This is a genomic window from Bordetella sp. H567, from assembly GCF_001704295.1.
GTDB lineage: Bacteria > Pseudomonadota > Gammaproteobacteria > Burkholderiales > Burkholderiaceae_B > Bordetella_C.
The window spans coordinates 801,929-819,080 of record NZ_CP012334.1 but is presented as its reverse complement, the minus strand read 5'-3'; the positions used below and the strand labels follow the sequence as shown (position 1 = coordinate 819,080).

The 17,152-nt window shown below is 66.7% G+C and carries 16 protein-coding genes and 1 tRNA gene; 6 read left to right on the top strand and 11 right to left on the bottom strand.

Going from position 1 to position 17,152, the window contains the following annotated elements; genetic code table 11:
- Positions 1-14 precede the first annotated feature (14 nt).
- A complete protein-coding gene (locus tag AKI39_RS03670; protein ID WP_066632471.1) occupies positions 15-695 on the bottom strand; it encodes an aspartate/glutamate racemase family protein in 681 nt (226 codons plus the stop codon).
- A 203-nt stretch (positions 696-898) separates the two neighbouring features.
- Between AKI39_RS03670 and AKI39_RS03665 the strand changes: the two genes are divergently transcribed.
- Together AKI39_RS03665 and hydA are read left to right on the top strand one after the other, a co-directional pair.
- Positions 899-1,846, top strand: a complete 948-nt coding sequence (locus tag AKI39_RS03665) for a LysR substrate-binding domain-containing protein (RefSeq protein ID WP_066632470.1) — start codon at positions 899-901, stop codon at positions 1,844-1,846.
- Positions 1,847-2,083: 237 nt separating this feature from the next.
- Positions 2,084-3,568, top strand: a complete 1,485-nt coding sequence (hydA, locus tag AKI39_RS03660; RefSeq protein ID WP_066632469.1) for a dihydropyrimidinase — start codon at positions 2,084-2,086, stop codon at positions 3,566-3,568.
- A 65-nt stretch (positions 3,569-3,633) separates the two neighbouring features.
- Here the strand turns inward: hydA and AKI39_RS03655 are convergent, their stop codons facing one another.
- The 7 genes from AKI39_RS03655 to AKI39_RS03625 form a co-directional block, all read right to left on the bottom strand.
- Positions 3,634-4,563 (bottom strand): SMP-30/gluconolactonase/LRE family protein, encoded by a 930-nt coding sequence (locus AKI39_RS03655; RefSeq protein ID WP_145925394.1) that lies wholly within the window; start codon positions 4,561-4,563, stop codon positions 3,634-3,636.
- 92 nt (positions 4,564-4,655) lie between these two features.
- On the bottom strand, positions 4,656-5,762 hold the full coding sequence (locus AKI39_RS03650) for a mandelate racemase/muconate lactonizing enzyme family protein (protein ID WP_066632468.1): 1,107 nt from the start codon (positions 5,760-5,762) through the stop codon (positions 4,656-4,658).
- Positions 5,763-5,851: 89 nt separating this feature from the next.
- Entirely contained in the window at positions 5,852-6,709 is an 858-nt protein-coding gene (locus tag AKI39_RS03645; protein WP_066632467.1) for a citryl-CoA lyase, read from the bottom strand.
- Positions 6,710-6,741: 32 nt separating this feature from the next.
- On the bottom strand, positions 6,742-7,941 hold the full coding sequence (locus tag AKI39_RS03640) for a CaiB/BaiF CoA transferase family protein (protein WP_066632465.1): 1,200 nt from the start codon (positions 7,939-7,941) through the stop codon (positions 6,742-6,744).
- Between the two features lie 84 nt (positions 7,942-8,025).
- Complete coding sequence (locus AKI39_RS03635; RefSeq protein ID WP_066632463.1) at positions 8,026-9,000, bottom strand: Bug family tripartite tricarboxylate transporter substrate binding protein; 975 nt, start codon at positions 8,998-9,000, stop codon at positions 8,026-8,028.
- Positions 9,001-9,110: 110 nt separating this feature from the next.
- The gene (locus tag AKI39_RS03630; RefSeq protein WP_201258546.1) at positions 9,111-10,094 is read right to left on the bottom strand and encodes a Bug family tripartite tricarboxylate transporter substrate binding protein; all 984 of its coding nucleotides are present in this window, start codon (positions 10,092-10,094) and stop codon (positions 9,111-9,113) included.
- Positions 10,095-10,226: 132 nt separating this feature from the next.
- Entirely contained in the window at positions 10,227-10,994 is a 768-nt protein-coding gene (locus AKI39_RS03625; RefSeq protein ID WP_066632460.1) for an enoyl-CoA hydratase/isomerase family protein, read from the bottom strand.
- Between the two features lie 199 nt (positions 10,995-11,193).
- Here AKI39_RS03625 and AKI39_RS03620 point away from each other — a divergent pair, with 199 nt between their 5' ends.
- Positions 11,194-11,928, top strand: coding sequence for an IclR family transcriptional regulator (locus AKI39_RS03620; protein ID WP_066632458.1), 735 nt, complete (start codon positions 11,194-11,196; stop codon positions 11,926-11,928).
- Positions 11,929-11,986: 58 nt separating this feature from the next.
- Here the strand turns inward: AKI39_RS03620 and AKI39_RS03615 are convergent, their stop codons facing one another.
- Positions 11,987-13,171 carry an MFS transporter gene (locus AKI39_RS03615; RefSeq protein ID WP_066632456.1) on the bottom strand — a complete coding sequence of 395 codons (1,185 nt, stop codon included), beginning with the start codon at positions 13,169-13,171 and terminating at the stop codon, positions 11,987-11,989.
- Positions 13,172-13,283: 112 nt separating this feature from the next.
- On the opposite strand from AKI39_RS03615, the gene AKI39_RS03610 reads away from it, so the two are divergent.
- Complete coding sequence (locus AKI39_RS03610) at positions 13,284-13,835, top strand: winged helix-turn-helix transcriptional regulator (protein WP_338012418.1); 552 nt, start codon at positions 13,284-13,286, stop codon at positions 13,833-13,835.
- Between the two features lie 70 nt (positions 13,836-13,905).
- Positions 13,906-14,826 (top strand): YihY/virulence factor BrkB family protein, encoded by a 921-nt coding sequence (locus AKI39_RS03605; protein ID WP_066632452.1) that lies wholly within the window; start codon positions 13,906-13,908, stop codon positions 14,824-14,826.
- Between the two features lie 97 nt (positions 14,827-14,923).
- Here the strand turns inward: AKI39_RS03605 and AKI39_RS03600 are convergent, their stop codons facing one another.
- Positions 14,924-15,370 carry an SRPBCC family protein gene (locus tag AKI39_RS03600; RefSeq protein ID WP_066632451.1) on the bottom strand — a complete coding sequence of 149 codons (447 nt, stop codon included), beginning with the start codon at positions 15,368-15,370 and terminating at the stop codon, positions 14,924-14,926.
- A 241-nt stretch (positions 15,371-15,611) separates the two neighbouring features.
- A tRNA-Lys gene (locus AKI39_RS25675) sits at positions 15,612-15,729 on the bottom strand.
- A gap of 52 nt (positions 15,730-15,781) precedes the next feature.
- On the opposite strand from AKI39_RS25675, the gene AKI39_RS03595 reads away from it, so the two are divergent.
- Positions 15,782-16,777: an integrase gene (locus AKI39_RS03595; protein ID WP_066632450.1), complete on the top strand. Its 996-nt coding sequence runs from the start codon at positions 15,782-15,784 to the stop codon at positions 16,775-16,777.
- The last annotated feature ends 375 nt before the right edge of the window (positions 16,778-17,152 follow it).

Here is a 17,152-nt window from a genome sequence, read left to right as displayed (position 1 = left end):
CGCTCCCACGCCGCTCAACGCGCCGCGGAATCCAGCAAAATGCGGCCCAGCGCCATGCCGACGGCGGCCTGGGTGGGCTCGACCACGGGCAGGCCGACTTCTTCCTGCAGCCAGGCGCGATAGGAAGCCATGCCGGCACAGCCCAGCACCAGGACGTCGGCCTGGTGGCTGTCGCGCAAGGCGCGCCCTACTTCGGCCAGCCGGTCGCGGGTGCGCGCGGCGTCGCTCAGTTCGACCACGCCCAGGCCCAGCGGCAGTTCCGCGGCGATGCGCCCCTGCACGCCCATGGCGCCGAACATGCGGCCATGGCGGGGAATGGACTGGCGCAGGATGGCGATGACGCCGACGCGCAGGCCCAGCGTCATGGCGGTCAGGATGCCGCATTCGCTGATGCCCAGCACCGGTTTTGAAGTCGCTTCCCGTACCGCGTGCAAGCCCGGATCGCTGAAGCAGGCGATCACGTAGCCCGCCGCCGCGTCGCCGTGCCGGCGGTCCAGGTCCTGCACCAGGCGGACCATCGGCAATGTCACGTTTTCCACGTCCATCTGCGTCTGGATGCCCGGCGGGCCTTCGCGCAGGGTCAGGCATTCGATGCGCGGGCCGCCCGCCACCCGCAGCGGCGCCAGTCCGGCGTCGAAGGCGTCGGTGACGGCCTGGGTGGAATTTGGATTGATGACGTAGAGAGTCCGTTCCATGGCATTCCTCGCGGTGCGGCGCGCGCCGGGGCATCGGCCCGGGAGGGCCGGCCGATAGCCGCGAGTCTAGCAGCGCGCCGCGCCCTGCCGGCATGACGTTTTATCGTTCGGGCTTAACATCGCGTTATGACGGGGCGGCCGGCGCCGCTGCCCGACACCCGCCTCGGCGGCACCGCCCCGAGCGCTTCAACCCAGAACGTCCTATGTTGCTCAATCTCAGGCAGATCGAAGTTTTCCGTGCCGTCATGACCACCGGCTCGATCAGCGGCGCGGCCAAGCTGCTGTTCGTGTCGCAACCCGCCGTCAGCCGCCTGCTGGCGCATACCGAGCAGCGCCTGGGTTTCGCCCTGTTCGAACGCATCAAGGGCCGCCTGTATCCCACGCCGGAGGCCAGGCAGCTGTTCCGTGAAGTGGAGCATGTCTACGCCGGCGTGCGCCGCGTGGGCGAGCTGGCCGGCGAACTGGCCGAACGGCGCACCGGCATCCTGCATATCGTGTCCAGCCCGAGCATCGGGCATATGCTGATTCCGCTGGCCATCGCGGCCTTCCAGAAAGCCCACGAGGACGTGAAGGTTACCTTCCAGTCGCTGGCTTTCCGGCCGCTGACCCAGATGCTGCTGGACAACCGCGCCGAGATCGGCGTCGTCATCCAGCCGGCCCAGCATCCCAACCTGGTCGCGCAAGCCATCGGCGAGGCCCGCCTGGTCTGCATCTGCCCCTACAACCATCCCCTGGCCCAGCTGCCGCGCCTGACCGTCCGCGACCTGCTGCCCTACCCGCTGGTGTCCTACGGCGCCGATACGCCGCTGGGCGCGCTGGTGGAGCAGATGTACCAGGAAGCCGGCGAACCGCGGCGCCTGGCCGTGGAAGTCAGCTCGCCGCAGAATGCCTGTTCCCTGGTGCAGGCGGGCGCCGGCATCGCCATCGTCGACGAATTCTCGGTGCGCAGCCGCACCGACGGCGAATTCGTGGTCCGCCCCATCGCGCAGGCCAAGGTGCTGACCGCCAGCCTGCTGCAATCGCGCTTCGAGCCCTTGTCCCGGCTGGCCCAGGATTTCGTCGATACGCTGCGCGTAACGATGAAGGCACAGGGATTCACCCCGGCGCCGGCGGAACCTTCCCCCGGCCCCGCCGGCAGAAACCTGGCTTGACACTCGGGGCACAGCCTGAAGGCGGCCCTGGCGACTTATCTCGCTTTGATTTGGCTTCCCTGGGCGGGCACCTGGAACCGTCCGAAGCCTGACCGGATCGCGGCTTAACGGCGCGTTATAGGCGCGCGACAAAAAAGCAAGCGGCGCGTCCGGGGAAAGCATTAGCATGGTCGCCAGCGCGGCCGTCATTCGTTGCGGCGCTCCCGAGAAACAGACGCAACCAAGGATTCCTTCCCGATGAGCTCGTCCGGCGATTTCGACCTGACCGTACGCAATGGCCGCATCAGCACGGCCAGCGATACCTTCCACGCGGACATCGGCGTGCGCGGTGGCGTCATCGCCGCGGTGGGCCGCGGCCTGCCGCCCGGCCGCCAGGATATCGATGCCGCCGGCCATTGGGTGCTGCCCGGCGGCATCGACAGCCATTGCCATGTGGAACAGCTGTCCGGCATGGGCGTCATGTGCGCCGACGACTTCTACAGCGCGACCGTCTCGGCCGCCTTCGGCGGCACGACCACCATCATCCCGTTCGCGGCCCAGCATCGCGGCAACGCCCTGCCGGAGGTCGTCGCCGACTACCACCGCCGCGCTGCGGAAAAGGCGGTCATCGACTACGGTTTCCACCTGATCCTGTCCGACCCCACGGAGCATGCCCTGCAACATGACTTGCCGGCGCTGATCCGCGAGGGCATCACGTCCTTCAAGGTCTACATGACCTACGAGCGCCTGAAGATCGACGACTACCAGTTGCTGGACGTGCTGGAAGTGGCCGACCGCGAAGGCGCGCTGGTCATGGTCCACGCCGAAAACAACGACATGATCCGCTGGATCGCGCGCAAGCTGGTCGATCGCGGCATGACGGCGCCCAAGTACCATGCAGTCGCGCACACGCCGCTGGCCGAAAGCGAGGCGACGAATCGCGCCGTGGCCCTGGCACGGCTGATGGACGTTCCCATCCTGATCGTGCACGTGGCCGGCCTGGAAGCCGTGCGCGTGGTGCATGCCTCGCAGGCGCTGGGCCTGCCCATCCTGGCCGAGAGCTGCCCGCAGTATCTCTTCCTGCGCGCGGAAGACCTGGACCTGCCCGGCCTGGAGGGCGCCAAGTATTGCTGCAGCCCGCCGCCGCGCGATGCGGCCTCGCAGGAAGCCGTCTGGGCCGGCCTGGTCGACGGCACGCTGCAGATGTATTCATCCGACCACGCGCCGTATCGCTTCGACGAAAGCGGCAAGCTGCCCAAGGGCCAGGACACCACTTTCAAGGACATGGCCAACGGCGTGCCGGGCCTCGAGTTGCGCATGCCGCTGCTGTTTTCCGAAGGCGTGCTCAAGGGCCGCATGAGCATCGAGCGCTTCGTCGCGGTGACGTCCGCCAATCACGCGCGTACCTACGGCCTGTATCCGCGCAAGGGCACCATCGCGGTCGGCGCGGACGCCGACTTCGCCATCTGGAACCCCGATCGCGAAGTTCACGTCAGCAGCGCCATGCTGCACGACCAGGTGGGCTATACGCCGTACGAAGGCCGCACGGTGCGCGGCTGGCCCGAAACCGTGGTCAGCCGCGGACGCATCGCCGTGCGCGACGGCAAGCTGCACGTGCAGCGCGGCAGCGGCCAGTTCCTGAAGCGCGGCACGCCCGAACCGGTGCTGCGCCAGCGCCTGAAGGGCGAATCGAACTCCATCCTGCGGCAGTTCCTGGGCAAGGCCACGGAAGAAAAAGCGTGAGGGGCGAGGCGGCGCGTCGGCAATCCCGCGCCGCCTTGCTGATGCCGCCCCGTGCCGATGGCAGGCTAGCGCACGGGCGAATGCGAGAACAACGGCAGCCCTTCCGCGGGCAATTCCGCCTCCAGCACGGTGCCGCTGCGCGACTCCGTCATCACCAGGCGCGACGTGCCGGGCCGATAGGCGATGTTGGTGACCGTTCCGCCCATGGGGCTGCGGATGAAGTGCGTGACGTCGCCGTTGGGCTCGACCAGGAAGGCGCCGCCCAGGCTGGCATGTGCCACCACCAGCCGGTTGTCCGCATCCACCGCCAGGCCATCCGGACCGCTGGCGCCGAAGAAGGTACGGAAGGCGCCCACCTTCGATAGGGATCCATCCGCCAGCAGCGGACCGCGCCATACAGAATTGGCGCGCGTGACGGCGGTGTACAGGAAGGACTCTTCGCGGTCCAGGGCGATGCCGTTGGGGCTGGGCACGTTGTCCAGCAGGCGGTCCAGCTTGCCGGACGGCGCCAGGCGATAGACGCGGCCCGTGGGATCATGCAGTCCCGTCTGCCCCTGGTCGGTGAAGTACAGATTGCCCGCGGCATCGAAGGTAAGGTCGTTGGGCCCCTTGAAGCCTTCGGAATTCCGGTGCCCCAGGGGCGTATCGATCGCGCCGGTCTTCGGGTCCAGGCGCACGATGCCGCGGCGGTAGTCGGCGATCCACAAGGATCCGTCCGCGTGGATCGCAATGCCGTTGGGCCAGCCGTCGTATTCGACAATCAGTTCCCAATCCAGCGACGGGCCGATGCGAAAGATGCGCCCATAGGGGATGTCCGTGACGTACAGGTTGCCGTCGCGGTCGAAGGCCGGACCTTCCAGGAAGCAGTCGACGCGATGGCCCGGCTTGTTCGCCGATGCCCAGGGGTTCTCGCGCGGTTCGCGGTAGCGATCGGGCAGGCGCGTCAGCGCGCGGGCTTCGATGACGACCGGCGGGGTAAAGCTCATATTCCACATATCGGTTCCCGGCAATTCCAGCACTTCCTTATCCAGCCCGCGTCCCTGGCCGGACGCAGGTCCCGGCAAAGGACGATCCCTGCATTGCGAGATCAGGCCATCAGCCGCTTCTCCACGTCGCGGTCCAGTTGCAGTCCCCATCCCGGGCCGTCGGGCAGGGTCAAGCGCCCATTCGCGATCGTGGGCCGGTTGGCCACCAGCGCGTGATACAGCGGGTCGCGATCCGGCTGCATCACTTCCACGCCCACGCCGTTGGGCACCGAGGCCGCCAGCATCGCGCCGACCTGCGGCTCCAGGTGGGACAGCACGCCCACGCCATAGGCATGGGCCACGGCCGCCACCTTGCGCCAGGCCGTCGGCCCGCCGCCCCAGCTGGGATCGTAGTTGCAGATATCGATCGCCCCGGCGGCCATCAGTTCGCGGCAGCCGGCCACGCTGATTTCGCTTTGCCCTGCGCAGATGGGAATGGGCACCGTACGGCGCAGGCGCGCCAGGTCCTGGCGGTCGTTGGCCCAGTAGCAGGGTTCTTCCAACCAGAAGATGTCCAGGGGCTCCACCAGCCGTGCGAAGGCCAGGGCCTGTTCGTAGTTCCAACCCTGGTTGGGATCCGGCATCAGCTTGAAGCCCGGACCGGCGCCGTCGCGCGCCGCGCGCACGCGCTCGGCATCGGCCTGCGGTGACAAGGCACCCACCTTCAGCTTGCAGCCGGCAAAGCCCTGGTCGCGCAAGGCCGACATTTCCCGCGCCACCGCGCCCAGGTCGTCTTCCGCGCGGTAATAGCCGCCCATCGCGTAGGCGGCCACGTCGTCGCTGTAGCCGCCCCACATCTTGTGCAGCGGCACGTTCAGGGCCTTGCCCACGGCGTCCCACAAGGCGGCGTCGATGCATGCGATAGCGCGTATCGCCATCCGCCGATCGCGCAGGATGTCCCGCGTGGCCGGCTGCATCGCCTGCCAGCAGGATTCCACCAGGAAGGCGTCGCGGCCGACCAGCACGGGCGCCAGTTCGTCGCGGATCAGGCGCAGGATTTCCGCCTGCCCGGTGTCCTCGTTATTGCCGAAACATTCGCCCACCACGCCCTGGTCCGTGTAGACGCGCGTGAGCACCGTGCAGCGGTGGGTGATGAAGGCAGTGGCCGCCTTCAAGGGCCGCGGCAGCGGCATCCGCAGGGGTATGGCTTCTATGCGTTCGATGCGCATTACTGCTCCTGGAGTCACTTGCGATGCAAACGGTGCCGCGGGCCTTCCCATACGGTCGCGCCCACAGCGCACGCCTGCTCATGGCGGCGTCAGCCCTGGCCTTCCCGCACCGCTTCCGGCGGCAGCGGACGCGGCGGATGACCTTCGTACACGGGAATGTACTGCCGCGGAATCGGCCCCTTGTTGCGGCCGCCCTGGCGCGTCTGTTCCCACGCATGCGCCAGGATGCCCACCGAACGCGACAGGCAGAACAGGCCGCGCGCCAAGGGCGCGGGGAAGCCCAGCTCCGCGTAGATCACGGCGGTCGCGCCGTCGATATTCATCGGGATGGTCCTGTCCTTGCGCGCGGCCAGTTCCGCTTCGATGGCGCGCGCGATGGCCGCGTACTCGCCGCTGACCTCGCCCGCCCGCGCGGCCTCGTCCACCAGCGCCAGCAGGCGCGGCGCGCGTGGATCGATGGGATGGAAGCGATGGCCGAACCCGGACACGAACTTGCCGTGGTTCTCGATATAAGTGTCCAGCGCGCCCTGCACCGCGGCTACGCGCGAGGCGCCTGCGCGCATGCGCGCGGCCGCGTCCTCATACAGGCCGACCGCCTGCTCCCCTGCCCCGCCATGCACGTCGCCCAGCACGTTGACCGCCGACGCCATGGCGTTGTTCAGCCCCACGCCGCAGGTCGCGGCCATGCGGGCGATGGCGATACTGGGCGCTTGCGGGCCGTGGTCCACGCCCGCCATCAAGGCAGCGTCCAGCAATCTGCCCTGCCCGGGCGTGGGCAATTCCCCGCGCAGCATCAGCCAAGCCATCTGCGCGAAGCCCACATTGCCGATCAGGTCCTCGATGGCATAGCCGTGATAGCGGATCACGCCAGGCCGCATGTCCGTGATTTCCGTATGCCACCACTTGCGGCTTTCCAGCCCTTCGCCGCCGATTTCGTTTTCGTTCATATCGCACCTTGTTCCGTCATTTCACCGGCCGCTCATACGGCGCCCTGCGCTTTCAACTGCCGTATTTCGTCGGCGCCATAGCCCAGTTGGGCCAGCAACTCGTCGTTGTGCTGCCCCAGCATGGGCGGCGGGTGGTCCACGGACGGCGCCGCGCCGTCCAGCTTGAAGCCGGTGCGCACCACCCGCACATCGCGTCCCACGCCGGGCACGTCTTCGAACGTGGCCACCATGCCGCGATCGCTCACCTGGGGATGCGCCAGCGCCTGCTCCACCGTATAGACCGGGCCCGAGGGCACCCCGGCCTGGGTCAGCAAGGGCCACCATTCCTGCGCGCCGCGCGCACCCAGCGCCGATTCCAGCTCGGCCTTCAGCGCGAAGCGGTTGCGCAGCCGCGCGTGGCGTTCCGCGTAGTCGGGATGCGCGATCAGGTCCTCGCGCCCCACGACGCGGCACAGTGCCTCGTACTGTTCCTGCTTGTTGGCGGCGATGTTCAACAGGCCGTCTCCGGTGCGGAAGGTGCCCGACGGGCTGGCGGTAATGTTCTCGTTGCCCATGGGCCCGGGTGTGCGCCCGGCCACGAGGTAGTTCGACACCGCCCAGCCCATCGTCGCCATCGTGGCCTCGAGCATGGAGACATCGATGAAGCGGCCCTGCGGGCGGGGTTTTTCCGCCAGCGCGGCGGCCACCGCGAACGCCGCCGTCATGCCGCCGATGGTGTCGGCGATGGGATAACCCACGCGATACGGCGCCGTCTCTGGGTCCCCGGTGATGCTCATCACGCCAGACATGCCCTGGATGATCTGGTCGTAGGCGGGATAGTCCTTCAGGGGCCCATCCTGGCCGAAGCCGGAGATCGCGCAGTACACCAGGTCGGGCCGGTGTTCGCGCAGCACGTCGAATCCCAGGCCCAGCCGCTTCATCACACCGGGCCGGAAGTTCTCCACCAGCACGTCGGCGCCGCGCACCAGGCGCAGGAAGACTTCCTTGCCGGCCGCATGCTTCAGGTTCACCGATATCGAACGCTTGCCCGCGTTCTGCGCCAGGAAGGAAACGCCCATATGGGCCTTGTTCAATTCGGGATCGGCGCCCAGTTGCCGCGCCAGGTCGCCGCTGCCCGGCGTTTCCACCTTGATGACGTCGGCGCCCATATGGGCCAGTTGATGACAGCAGAACGGGCCGGCCAGCACATTGGTCAGGTCCAGGACGCGTATGCCTGCCAGGGGCTTGGACATGTCGTGTTTCCTCTTTACGATGCGGCGGCGCGGCGGCCCGCATGCCGGGGGCGGTGGGGCGCCGCGCCGTACTTCAGAATCATGCTATTCCGGCTTGATGCCGGCCTTCTCCATTACCGCGTGCCAACGGGCGATTTCGTCCTGGACCAGCTTGGCGGCCTGCGCCGGCGTGCTGCCGACCGGCTCCAGCGCCAGGTCCTTCAGCTGCGCGCGCATGTCCGGGCTTTGCAGCGACTTCACCATCGCCGCGTTCAACTTGTCCACGACTGGCCGCGGCGTGCCGGCCGGCGCGGCGAAGCCCACCCAGAACTGCATGTTCATGCCGGGCAGGCCCACTTCCTTGGCATCCGGCACGTCGGGCAGTGCCTCGATGCGATGATCGCTGGCCACCATCAACGCGCGCAGCTTGCCCGCGCGGATCTGCGGCAACGCGGTCGGCACGGAGGTAATCATGGCCTGCACGCGGCCTGCCAGCAGGTCCTGCAGGGCCGCCCCCGCGCCGCGGAAGGGAATGTGCGACATCTTCACGCCAGCCAGGCTGTTGAACAATTCACCGCCCAGATGGGTATTGGTGCCCACGCCGCCCGACCCGAAGAAGTACTTGTCCGGATGCGCCTTCACCAGGGCGATGAATTCCTGCACCGTCTTGGCGGGCACCGAGGGATGCACCACCAGCACGTGCGGCACCTGCACCAGCGTGGTGATGTTGGTGAATGCCTTGTCGGGATCGTAGGGCAGGCTCTTGATCAGGCTGGCCGCAATGGCGTAGGACATCTCCAGCGTCAGCAGGGTATAGCCGTCCGGCGCGGAACGCGCTGCCCCGCCCCAGCCGATGACGCCGCCGCCACCCGTGCGGTTTTCCACCACGACGGAGGTGTTCAGCGCCTGCCCCAGCGCCTTCGCTTCCAGGCGCGCCACGAGATCCGTGGCGCCGCCCACGCTGAACGGCACGATGATGTTGATCGGATGACTGGGGTAGTCGTCGGCCGCCGACGCGGCGCCGGCCAGGCAGAACGCCAGCAAGGCGCCGAACAGGCGGGTGATCCAAGGCTGCTTCATGAGGTCTCCTCCCTCGTTTTTGCGCGCGCACCGCGCTATGCGCAATCCGTGCGCCGATATCCGGCGCCTTCGGCCGCCGCGATTCGGCGCGTATGGGCTTTATCGCCCGTTCATTCCATCTTCGTTCCGGAGTCGTGCACCGCGCGGCCCCAACGTTCGTACTCGCTCGCCATGAATTTGGACGCGTCCGCCACGCTGCCGCCCAGGGTCACGCTGCCTTCGGCGGCAAAACGGGTTTGCGTCAGCGACTGCTTCAGCGCCTCGTTCGTTGCGCGATTAAGGCTTTCCACAATGGCGGCCGGCGTGCCGCGTGGCGCGACCAGCGCTTTCCAGTCTTCCGCTTCGAATCCCGCGTAGCCCAGTTCGGCGATGGTGGGCACGTCCTTGGCCACCGGCAGCCTTTGCAGCGAAGTCACGGCCACCGCCTGCAGCTTGCCCGACTGCATCAGGGGCAGCACGCTGGCCGGCGTGCCGAAATACAGGTCCACCTGCCCGCCTGCCAGGTCCGCCAGCGCGCGCGCGGCGCCCGGATAAGGCACATGGAAAATCTTGATGCCCGCCTGCTTGGCGAACATTTCACCCGCCAGATGGCCGACGGTACCGATGCCCGCGGAGGCCATGTTCAGTTTGCCGGGATTGGCCTTGGCCGCTTCCACCAGGCTTTTCAGCGTGCTGTAGGCCGACCCCTGGCGCACCACCAGGATCATCGGCTGGCCCGACACCAGCGCGATGGGCGCGAAGTCCTTGCGCGCGTCGTAGGGCATGGTCTTGTACAACGACGGGTTGATGGCCAGGTTGGAAGTCTGGCCCATGCCGATGGTCATGCCGTCGGGATTGGCGTGGGACAGCAGGCCCAGGCCGATGTTGCCGCCGGCCCCGGGGCGGTTTTCCACCACGATGTTCCAGCCGGTCAACTGCGTGATGGCCTGGGCTATGGTGCGCGACGATGCATCCGTGCCGCCGCCTGGCGGAAACGGCACGATCAAGGTGATCGGGCCCGACGGATATTTGGCTTGCGCGCGCGCCATTCCAGGTAGCGACAGCAGCGGCGCGGCCGCCATGCCGGCAAGCAGGGTGCGGCGTTGTGGGTTCATGATGTCTCCTTCGTGGTCAGTATGGTTATGGGTGCGACGGTGTATCGGTATGTCCGGTGGGGCCTGGGTGGGCGGCATGTACACGTGGCCCGTCAGCGGAATGATGGTTCGGATGGCCAGGCCCGAAGGCGCCTATTCCCGCCCCTGGCGCGCGCGGATCGCCTCGTTCACGCTCTGTCCGTAGCGCATCGCGCCTTCCCAGTCGCGGACTTGGGCGGGCACGTGGTCCAGCGACTTCTTGGTTTCTTCCAGCGCCGCGACGTCGAAGCCCGCGATGCGGCTGGCCAATTCGGCGGCCCGCGCGAGCAGCGCGCCGGCCGGCACGACTTCGTTGATGACGCCCCAGCGCTCCGCCGTGCGGGCATCGATGCGTTCCGCCGTCAGCAGCATCCACGCCACCCGCTTGCGCGGCCACGACAGCATGCCGGTCGGCCCGGCCGCGCCGGCATAAGCCGAGGACGCCAGCTCCGGACAGCCCAGCCAGGCGTCCTCGGCCGCCAGCGCCAGGTCGCAGGAGTTGACCAGCGTCATGCCGCCCCCCAGCGCCATGCCGTTGACGGCGGCGATGAACACCGCCGGGTGCCGGCGTATCGCCAGGTTCACGGCTATCCATTCATCGCCGGAGGTATCGCGTTGCCCGGCCGCGCGCTCGTTCGCGCGCTCCTTCAGGTCCAGCCCGGCGCAAAAGCTCGCGCCCGTTCCGGTCAGCACGATGCAGCGGGCCTGCCCCTGCAGGGAATCGAAGGCACGCAACAAAGCAATGCGCGTGCGGCGGTCCAAGGCATTGCGCTTGGCCTCGCGCGCGAGGCGGACGATGGCCCAGCCCTCGCGACGCTCGACGACGACATGGGGAGAGCCCTCCACCGGGGCCGCCGCTGCGTTGTCCGGACTTGTCTCCATGGGTTTCATTAGATAGAATGGTGTTCTATCTATGATGAACGCGGGATAGCGCGATGTCAATGTGGCGGCCTATGCGCCCCAGGGGCGAACTTCGCCTGTGATCGCCAGCATCGGGGCCACGCAAGTGCCGCGATCGGTAATGGCGCACGCATACCGCCGCATCCCCCGCCCGGGTATCCCGCCCTCTTTTCCCAGAGCCATGCCGCGCAAGTCCGCTACTCCTTCCCTTGCAGACCGGAATGCCGCGGAAGGCGGCGTCGCGGCGGTGGATCGCGCCTTATCCGTACTAGGGGTCTTTTCCGCCGCCACGCCGCTGCTCAGCCTGGCGGAGATCGCCGTGCTGACCGAAATGCACAAAAGCACCGTGCTGCGGCTGCTCGCCTCGCTGGAGCACGCGCACTTGGTACGGCGCCAGCCGGACGGCCGCTATGCATTGGACGCCGGCATCGTGCGCCTGCACCAGGTCTACGCCGCCTCGTTTTCGCTGGAATCGGTCATCATGCCGGCGCTGCGCGAACTCGTCGCGCTCACCCAGGAAAGCGCGGCCTTTCATGTACGGCAGGGGGATCGCCGCCTTTGCCTGCATCGGGTGGACTCACCTCGCCCCGTTCGGGACCACATCCGCCCCGGGGACCTGCTCCCGCTGGATCGCGGCGCGGGCGGCCGCATCATCACCGCCTATGCCGGCGCGGCGGGCGCCCTGTATGCGCGCATACGCCGCGAACAAGTCGCCGTGCTCGTCGGCGACCGCATCCCGGAAATCGCCGGCATCGCGGCGCCGGTATTCAATCCCGACGGCGAGCTTCTGGGCGCGATGACGCTGACGATGCCCACCGACCGCTTCAAGGCCGACTACGACAAGCCCGTCATGCAAGCCGCGCGCAAGCTGACCCACATGCTGGGCGGCGTCTATCCACCGCCCGGCAAGGACTGAACGGCCGCGCGCCTAGCGGTCGCGGGCGCGGGGCCGCATTGCCATCCGGGCGGCCTGGTCAAGCCGGAACGCCGGAGGGCCGCGCCGCGCCGGCCGTCGCCGCCACCGCGATGCGCCGTGTCGCAAACTCGGAAGCGATCAAGGCGAACACCAGCAATATCGCCGCCACGTAGCCCAGACTGCCCGCGCCCAGCAATTGAATGGAGCCCGCGCCGATCAGGCCCGCCAGCGATACGCCGATATAGGTCGCCGCCGTATTCAAGCCCAGCAACACCGGCGCAACGGCAGGCGCCAGCGTCACCAGCCTGTGCTGCTGCGGCACCAGCAGGCCCCAGCCACAACCGCCCCACAGCGCGATGGCCAGCGCCGCCGTCCAGACATTGGATCCCGTCCAAGGCAGCAGCGCGATGTCCACCACCAGCACGGTCAGCATCGATACCAGCACCTTGCGCGATCCGATCGTATCGATGAGCCGTCCCGCCACCAGGTTGGATAACGTACCCGCCGCGCCCCAGACCACCAGCAGCGCGCCCAGCACGGCGGCGCTTCCGCCCACGGCGTTTGCGAAGACCACCGAAAAATAGGTGTAGACGGTGAACAGCCCGCTCATCGCCAGCAGGGTCGTGGCCAGCGTCAGGCCGACCCGCTTGTCCGCCAGCGGCGCCAGGCGCTTGCGCAGGGTTACCACCGGCGGCAGGGGCATCTCCGGCAACAGCAGCCAGACACCCAGGAAGGACCCCGCGCCCAAGGCGGAGACGAAGGCCATGGTCCAGCGCCAGTCTCCCAGGCCGCCGATCACCGCGCCGATGGGCGACCCCAAGGCCGTGGCGGCCGTCAAGCCGGCAACGATGATGGAAAGCGCATAGCCACGCCGTTCGGCCGGCACCAGCATCGAGCCGGCGCCGGTCGCGGTAGGCGAGAACATCGCCGCCCCCAGGCCGGCCAGCGCGCGCGTCAGCAAGGCAAGCCCGAAGGTGGGCGCGATCGCCGTGGCCAAGTTCGATACGACGAACAACCCCAAGCCGGAGAGCAGCAGGCGCTTGCGCGGCACGGCTGCCGCCAGGGCGGCGATCGTCGGCGCCAGCAACGCGTAGGTGAGGGCGTAAACCGTGGTCATCTGCCCCGCGGCGCCGATGCCCACGCCGAAGGTCCGCGAAAGCTGGGGCAGGATGCCCGCGACGACAAAACTGTCGGTCCCCAGGGCGAACATGCCCAAGGCCAATACGAGAAGGCGGCGATCCATGGGTCTATTCCTCGATGGGGTGCGTCCCACGCAATAAGTTGCGTGACGAAACTATTCTCGGACTATAAACCGCGAAGTTTCGTGAAGCAACTATCCTCGGCAGAAAAGTTGCATGACGAAACTTATAGTGGTAAAAAACCCCATGTACCGAAAACGCTTTACCGGCATGAACTGCACCATCGCGCGCGCCCTGGACGAGGTGGGCGAGTGGTGGAGCCTGCTCATCGTGCGCGAATGCACCCAGGGCACGACCCGCTTCGACGAGTTCCAACGCGAGCTCGGCATCGCGCGCAACGTCCTGACCGCCCGGCTGGAGCGGCTCATCGAAGCCGGCATCCTCGAACGCTTCCCCTTGCAAGACCGGGCCAACACCGACGGCTACCGGCTTACCGGGAAAGGTGAAGCGCTGTACCCCGTGCTGGTCGCCCTGAAGCAGTGGGGGGACGACTGGCTCGCGCCCAACGGCAAGCCCCCGCTCGAGCTGGTGGATCGAAAAACCGGCGAGCCAATAGAAAGGATCACCGTCCATGGCAAGGACGGCAGCCCCCTATCCTTTCGCGACTTGCGTTTCGAACCGGGTCCCGGTGCGACCTCGACGACCGAGCGGGTGATCGAAAACCGCAACCAGCGCATATTGGGCCAGGCGGACGAGCGCAGCGCATAGCGTTGCGCGACGCTGGGGCGACGGCACAGCGCTTGCGCGGGGCGCCCCAGATCAAATGGGGGAGTTCGCCATGCATATCAAACGCTTCTACGAGCTGGCAAAAAAAGCGGTCAACGCGTGGCTGGACCACTACGCCCCCAGCATGGGCGCCGCCATTGCCTTCTATACCGTCTTCTCCCTGGCGCCGCTGGTCATCATCGTCATCGCCATCGCCGGCTTCTTCTGGGGCCGGGAAGCCGTGCAGGGACAACTGTTCGAGCAAATCAACGCGCTGGTCGGTCCCGACGGCGCGAAGGCCGTCGAAAGCGTGGTCCAGGGCGCGCAAGAACCCAAGCAGGGCATCGCCGCCACCATCATCAGCGTGATCGTGCTGATCGTGGGCGCCACCACGGTGTTCTCGGAATTGCAGAGCGCGCTGGACCGCATCTGGGACGTGCCCGACGCCAAGAAGCAATCCGGCGTCTGGAACATGATCCGCGCGCGGCTGCTATCGCTGGGCCTAGTGCTGGCGCTGGCCTTCCTGCTGATCGTGTCGTTGATCGTCAGCGCGATGATCAGCGCCCTGGGCGGCTGGGCGACCGGGCTGCTGCCCGGCTGGGAAATCCTGCTGCAGATCATCAACACCGTGGTGGCGCTGGCCATCATGACGGTGCTTTTCGCGATGATCTATCGCTTCATGCCGAAGGCACACGTGGCTTGGCGCGACGTATGGACGGGCGCCGTGGTCACGGCCATTTTGTTCGAGATCGGCAAGTTCCTGATCGGCCTGTATGTCGGCAAGGCGTCGGTCGCCTCTTCCTATGCCGCCGCGGGATCGCTGGTCGTCGTGCTCATCTGGGTGTACTACGCCGCGCAGGTCTTCCTGCTGGGCGCGGAATTTACCTGGGTGTATGCGAACGAGCACGGCTCACGCAGCCACCTGGCCGGCCAGCCGCCCCGGAGCGCGGCGGCCCCGCGGCGGGACGGCTCAGCAAACGCGTCGACGTCGTAGCAGCACGGTCCGGCAAATGCACGGTCGGGCGGATGCACGCTCTGGCAATGCACGCTCCTGAAGCAAGCGGCCGCCTCGGCCCCTGAACAGCCGCGCATCATTCCTTGATGTCCGGCTCCACCAGCTGGGCCAGCTGCGCCAGCGACTCTTGCCAGCCCAGATAGCACATCTCCACCGGGATGACCTCCGGCAGTCCCTCCTGCAGGATATTGAGCTCCGTACCGCAAGCCACCTGGCGCAAGGAAATCGTCGCCTGCATCTTGCCGGGCAGGTTTGGGTCATCGAAGTGGTCGGAATAGCGGATCTTTTCGTTGGGCACCAACTCCAGATACTCGCCCCCGAAAGAATGACTGTTCCCCGTGCCGAAATTGCGAAAGGACATCTTGTAGGTTCCACCGACCCTCGCCTCCATATGATGGACCTGGCACGTGAAACCGTAAGGGGGAATCCATTTCGCGATCGCATCGGGCTCAAGGAAAGCCCGATACACGCGTTCGGGCGGCGCGCGCAGGACACGGTGAAGTTTGACGGTTCCAGTAGCCATGGTGGTTTGCCTTTGGGTAGCGGTGAAGGGGTACATCCTGACGACGGCTCATCGGCGCCGATATCGACATGAGCCATGATAGGTGGAAACCCTTGCGACGAATGCGTTCGTCACCGGCCGAAGCTGCGAGGTGGCAATTGCCCGCTTCCAGAAAGGACAAATAACCCGACGGGGCCACGAAAGAGCCCGCAGAAATGAAAAAAGCCGGCATTTGCCGGCAATTTTTCTCTCTAAGGATTCTTGGTGGGCGGTACTGGTTTCGAACCAGTGACCCCTGCCGTGTGAAGGCGTCCGGGCGCGCACAAGTCCTTAAAAAGCAAGGACTTATGCGCTTCTGCTCACCACTGAGCTAACCGCCCTTGGCTCGCAAATGACTCGCGGAACAGTGGTGCTCTTACCAAGGAGCACCGCATGGGCACCGTAGTAAAGCGCACCGATAACGCCGGACGCCCAACCTATCAGGCCAGGGTCCGCCGAAAGGGCCATGCCGCCCTTTCCCGCAATTTCGGCACCGAGTCCGCAGCGGATCGCTGGGTGGCGGCCCAGGAGGCCGCACAGGAGGCCGGAACGTTCATAGACGACCGCAACCTACACCGGACCCTTATGCGCGCTCTATTCGAGCGCTACGCGTCTGAGGTGTCCCCGCTGAAGCGCGGGGGCGACCTGGAGAAGCTGCGAATAGCGCGACTGCTGAAATCGCCCCTGGCGTCCTACAGCCTCGCCAACCTGACCGGCGACGTGATGCGCCAATGGCGGGATGACCGCCTCCGGGATGTGCTGGGATCGACCGTAAACCGAGAGCTAAACCTCATCGGCCATGTCATAGAAACCGCCCGGAAGGAATGGGGATACCCCATCGTTCTGAACGCCGTACAGCAGATACGCCGACCCAAGAATCCACCACACCGCGACCGACGATTGCAGCCCGGCGAGGAGGAAGCGCTATTGACCGCCGCAGACCGCACACGCGGCGGATACCTTCGGAACATGATTGAGCTAGCGTTAGAAACGGCAATGCGCCGTGGGGAACTCCTAGCGTTGCAATGGCGCGATGTCAGCATAGAGCGTAGGACGGCACACATTCGCATGTCCAAGACGGGTAAGGGACGCGGCGTTCCGCTATCGCGCAAGGCGGTCACGGTACTCCTGCGCGTCCCCCAGCAGTCCGGGCGGGTATTCGACAGCGTGACGTATGAGGCCGTGAAGCAGTCCTTCCCGCGTGCATGCGCTTGGGCGGCGATCAGGGACCTACGATTCCACGATTTGAGACACGAGGCCACAAGCCGCTTCATTGAAAAGGGGCTGTCGATAGCGGAGGCCGCCAGCATCACGGGACATTCGAGCGCCAGCATGCTGCAGGTGTATGTCCACCTGCAAGCCTGGAAGCTGGCGGATAAGCTCGACTGACCCATACCGTGTTGAACGGCACAGCGAAGCGTGCAACACTGCACCCATGAGTGCATTCGCACTCGTGGTCCCTTGGCGCGTCCTGTAGAGGGCGACGATTCGACATACGCGGGGCAGTTAGGCTCGCCGGGCCTTTTCCACATTTGGAGAAGTTCGGATGGCGAGCATTATGCAGTTCCGAAATAAATGGCGCTGTCAGATTCGGCGCAAGGGGTACCCGCAGCTATCCAAGACGTTCGAGCGGCGAGCGGACGCTGCAGCGTGGGGTAAGTGGGCAGAGCGCGCGCTTATAGCTGGCCGCCCACCAGAAGAAATTCTGACTGGGAGCTCTCGCAGCATAGCGCAGAGCGCCGTACCCGCTGCGCCTCCTCCGCA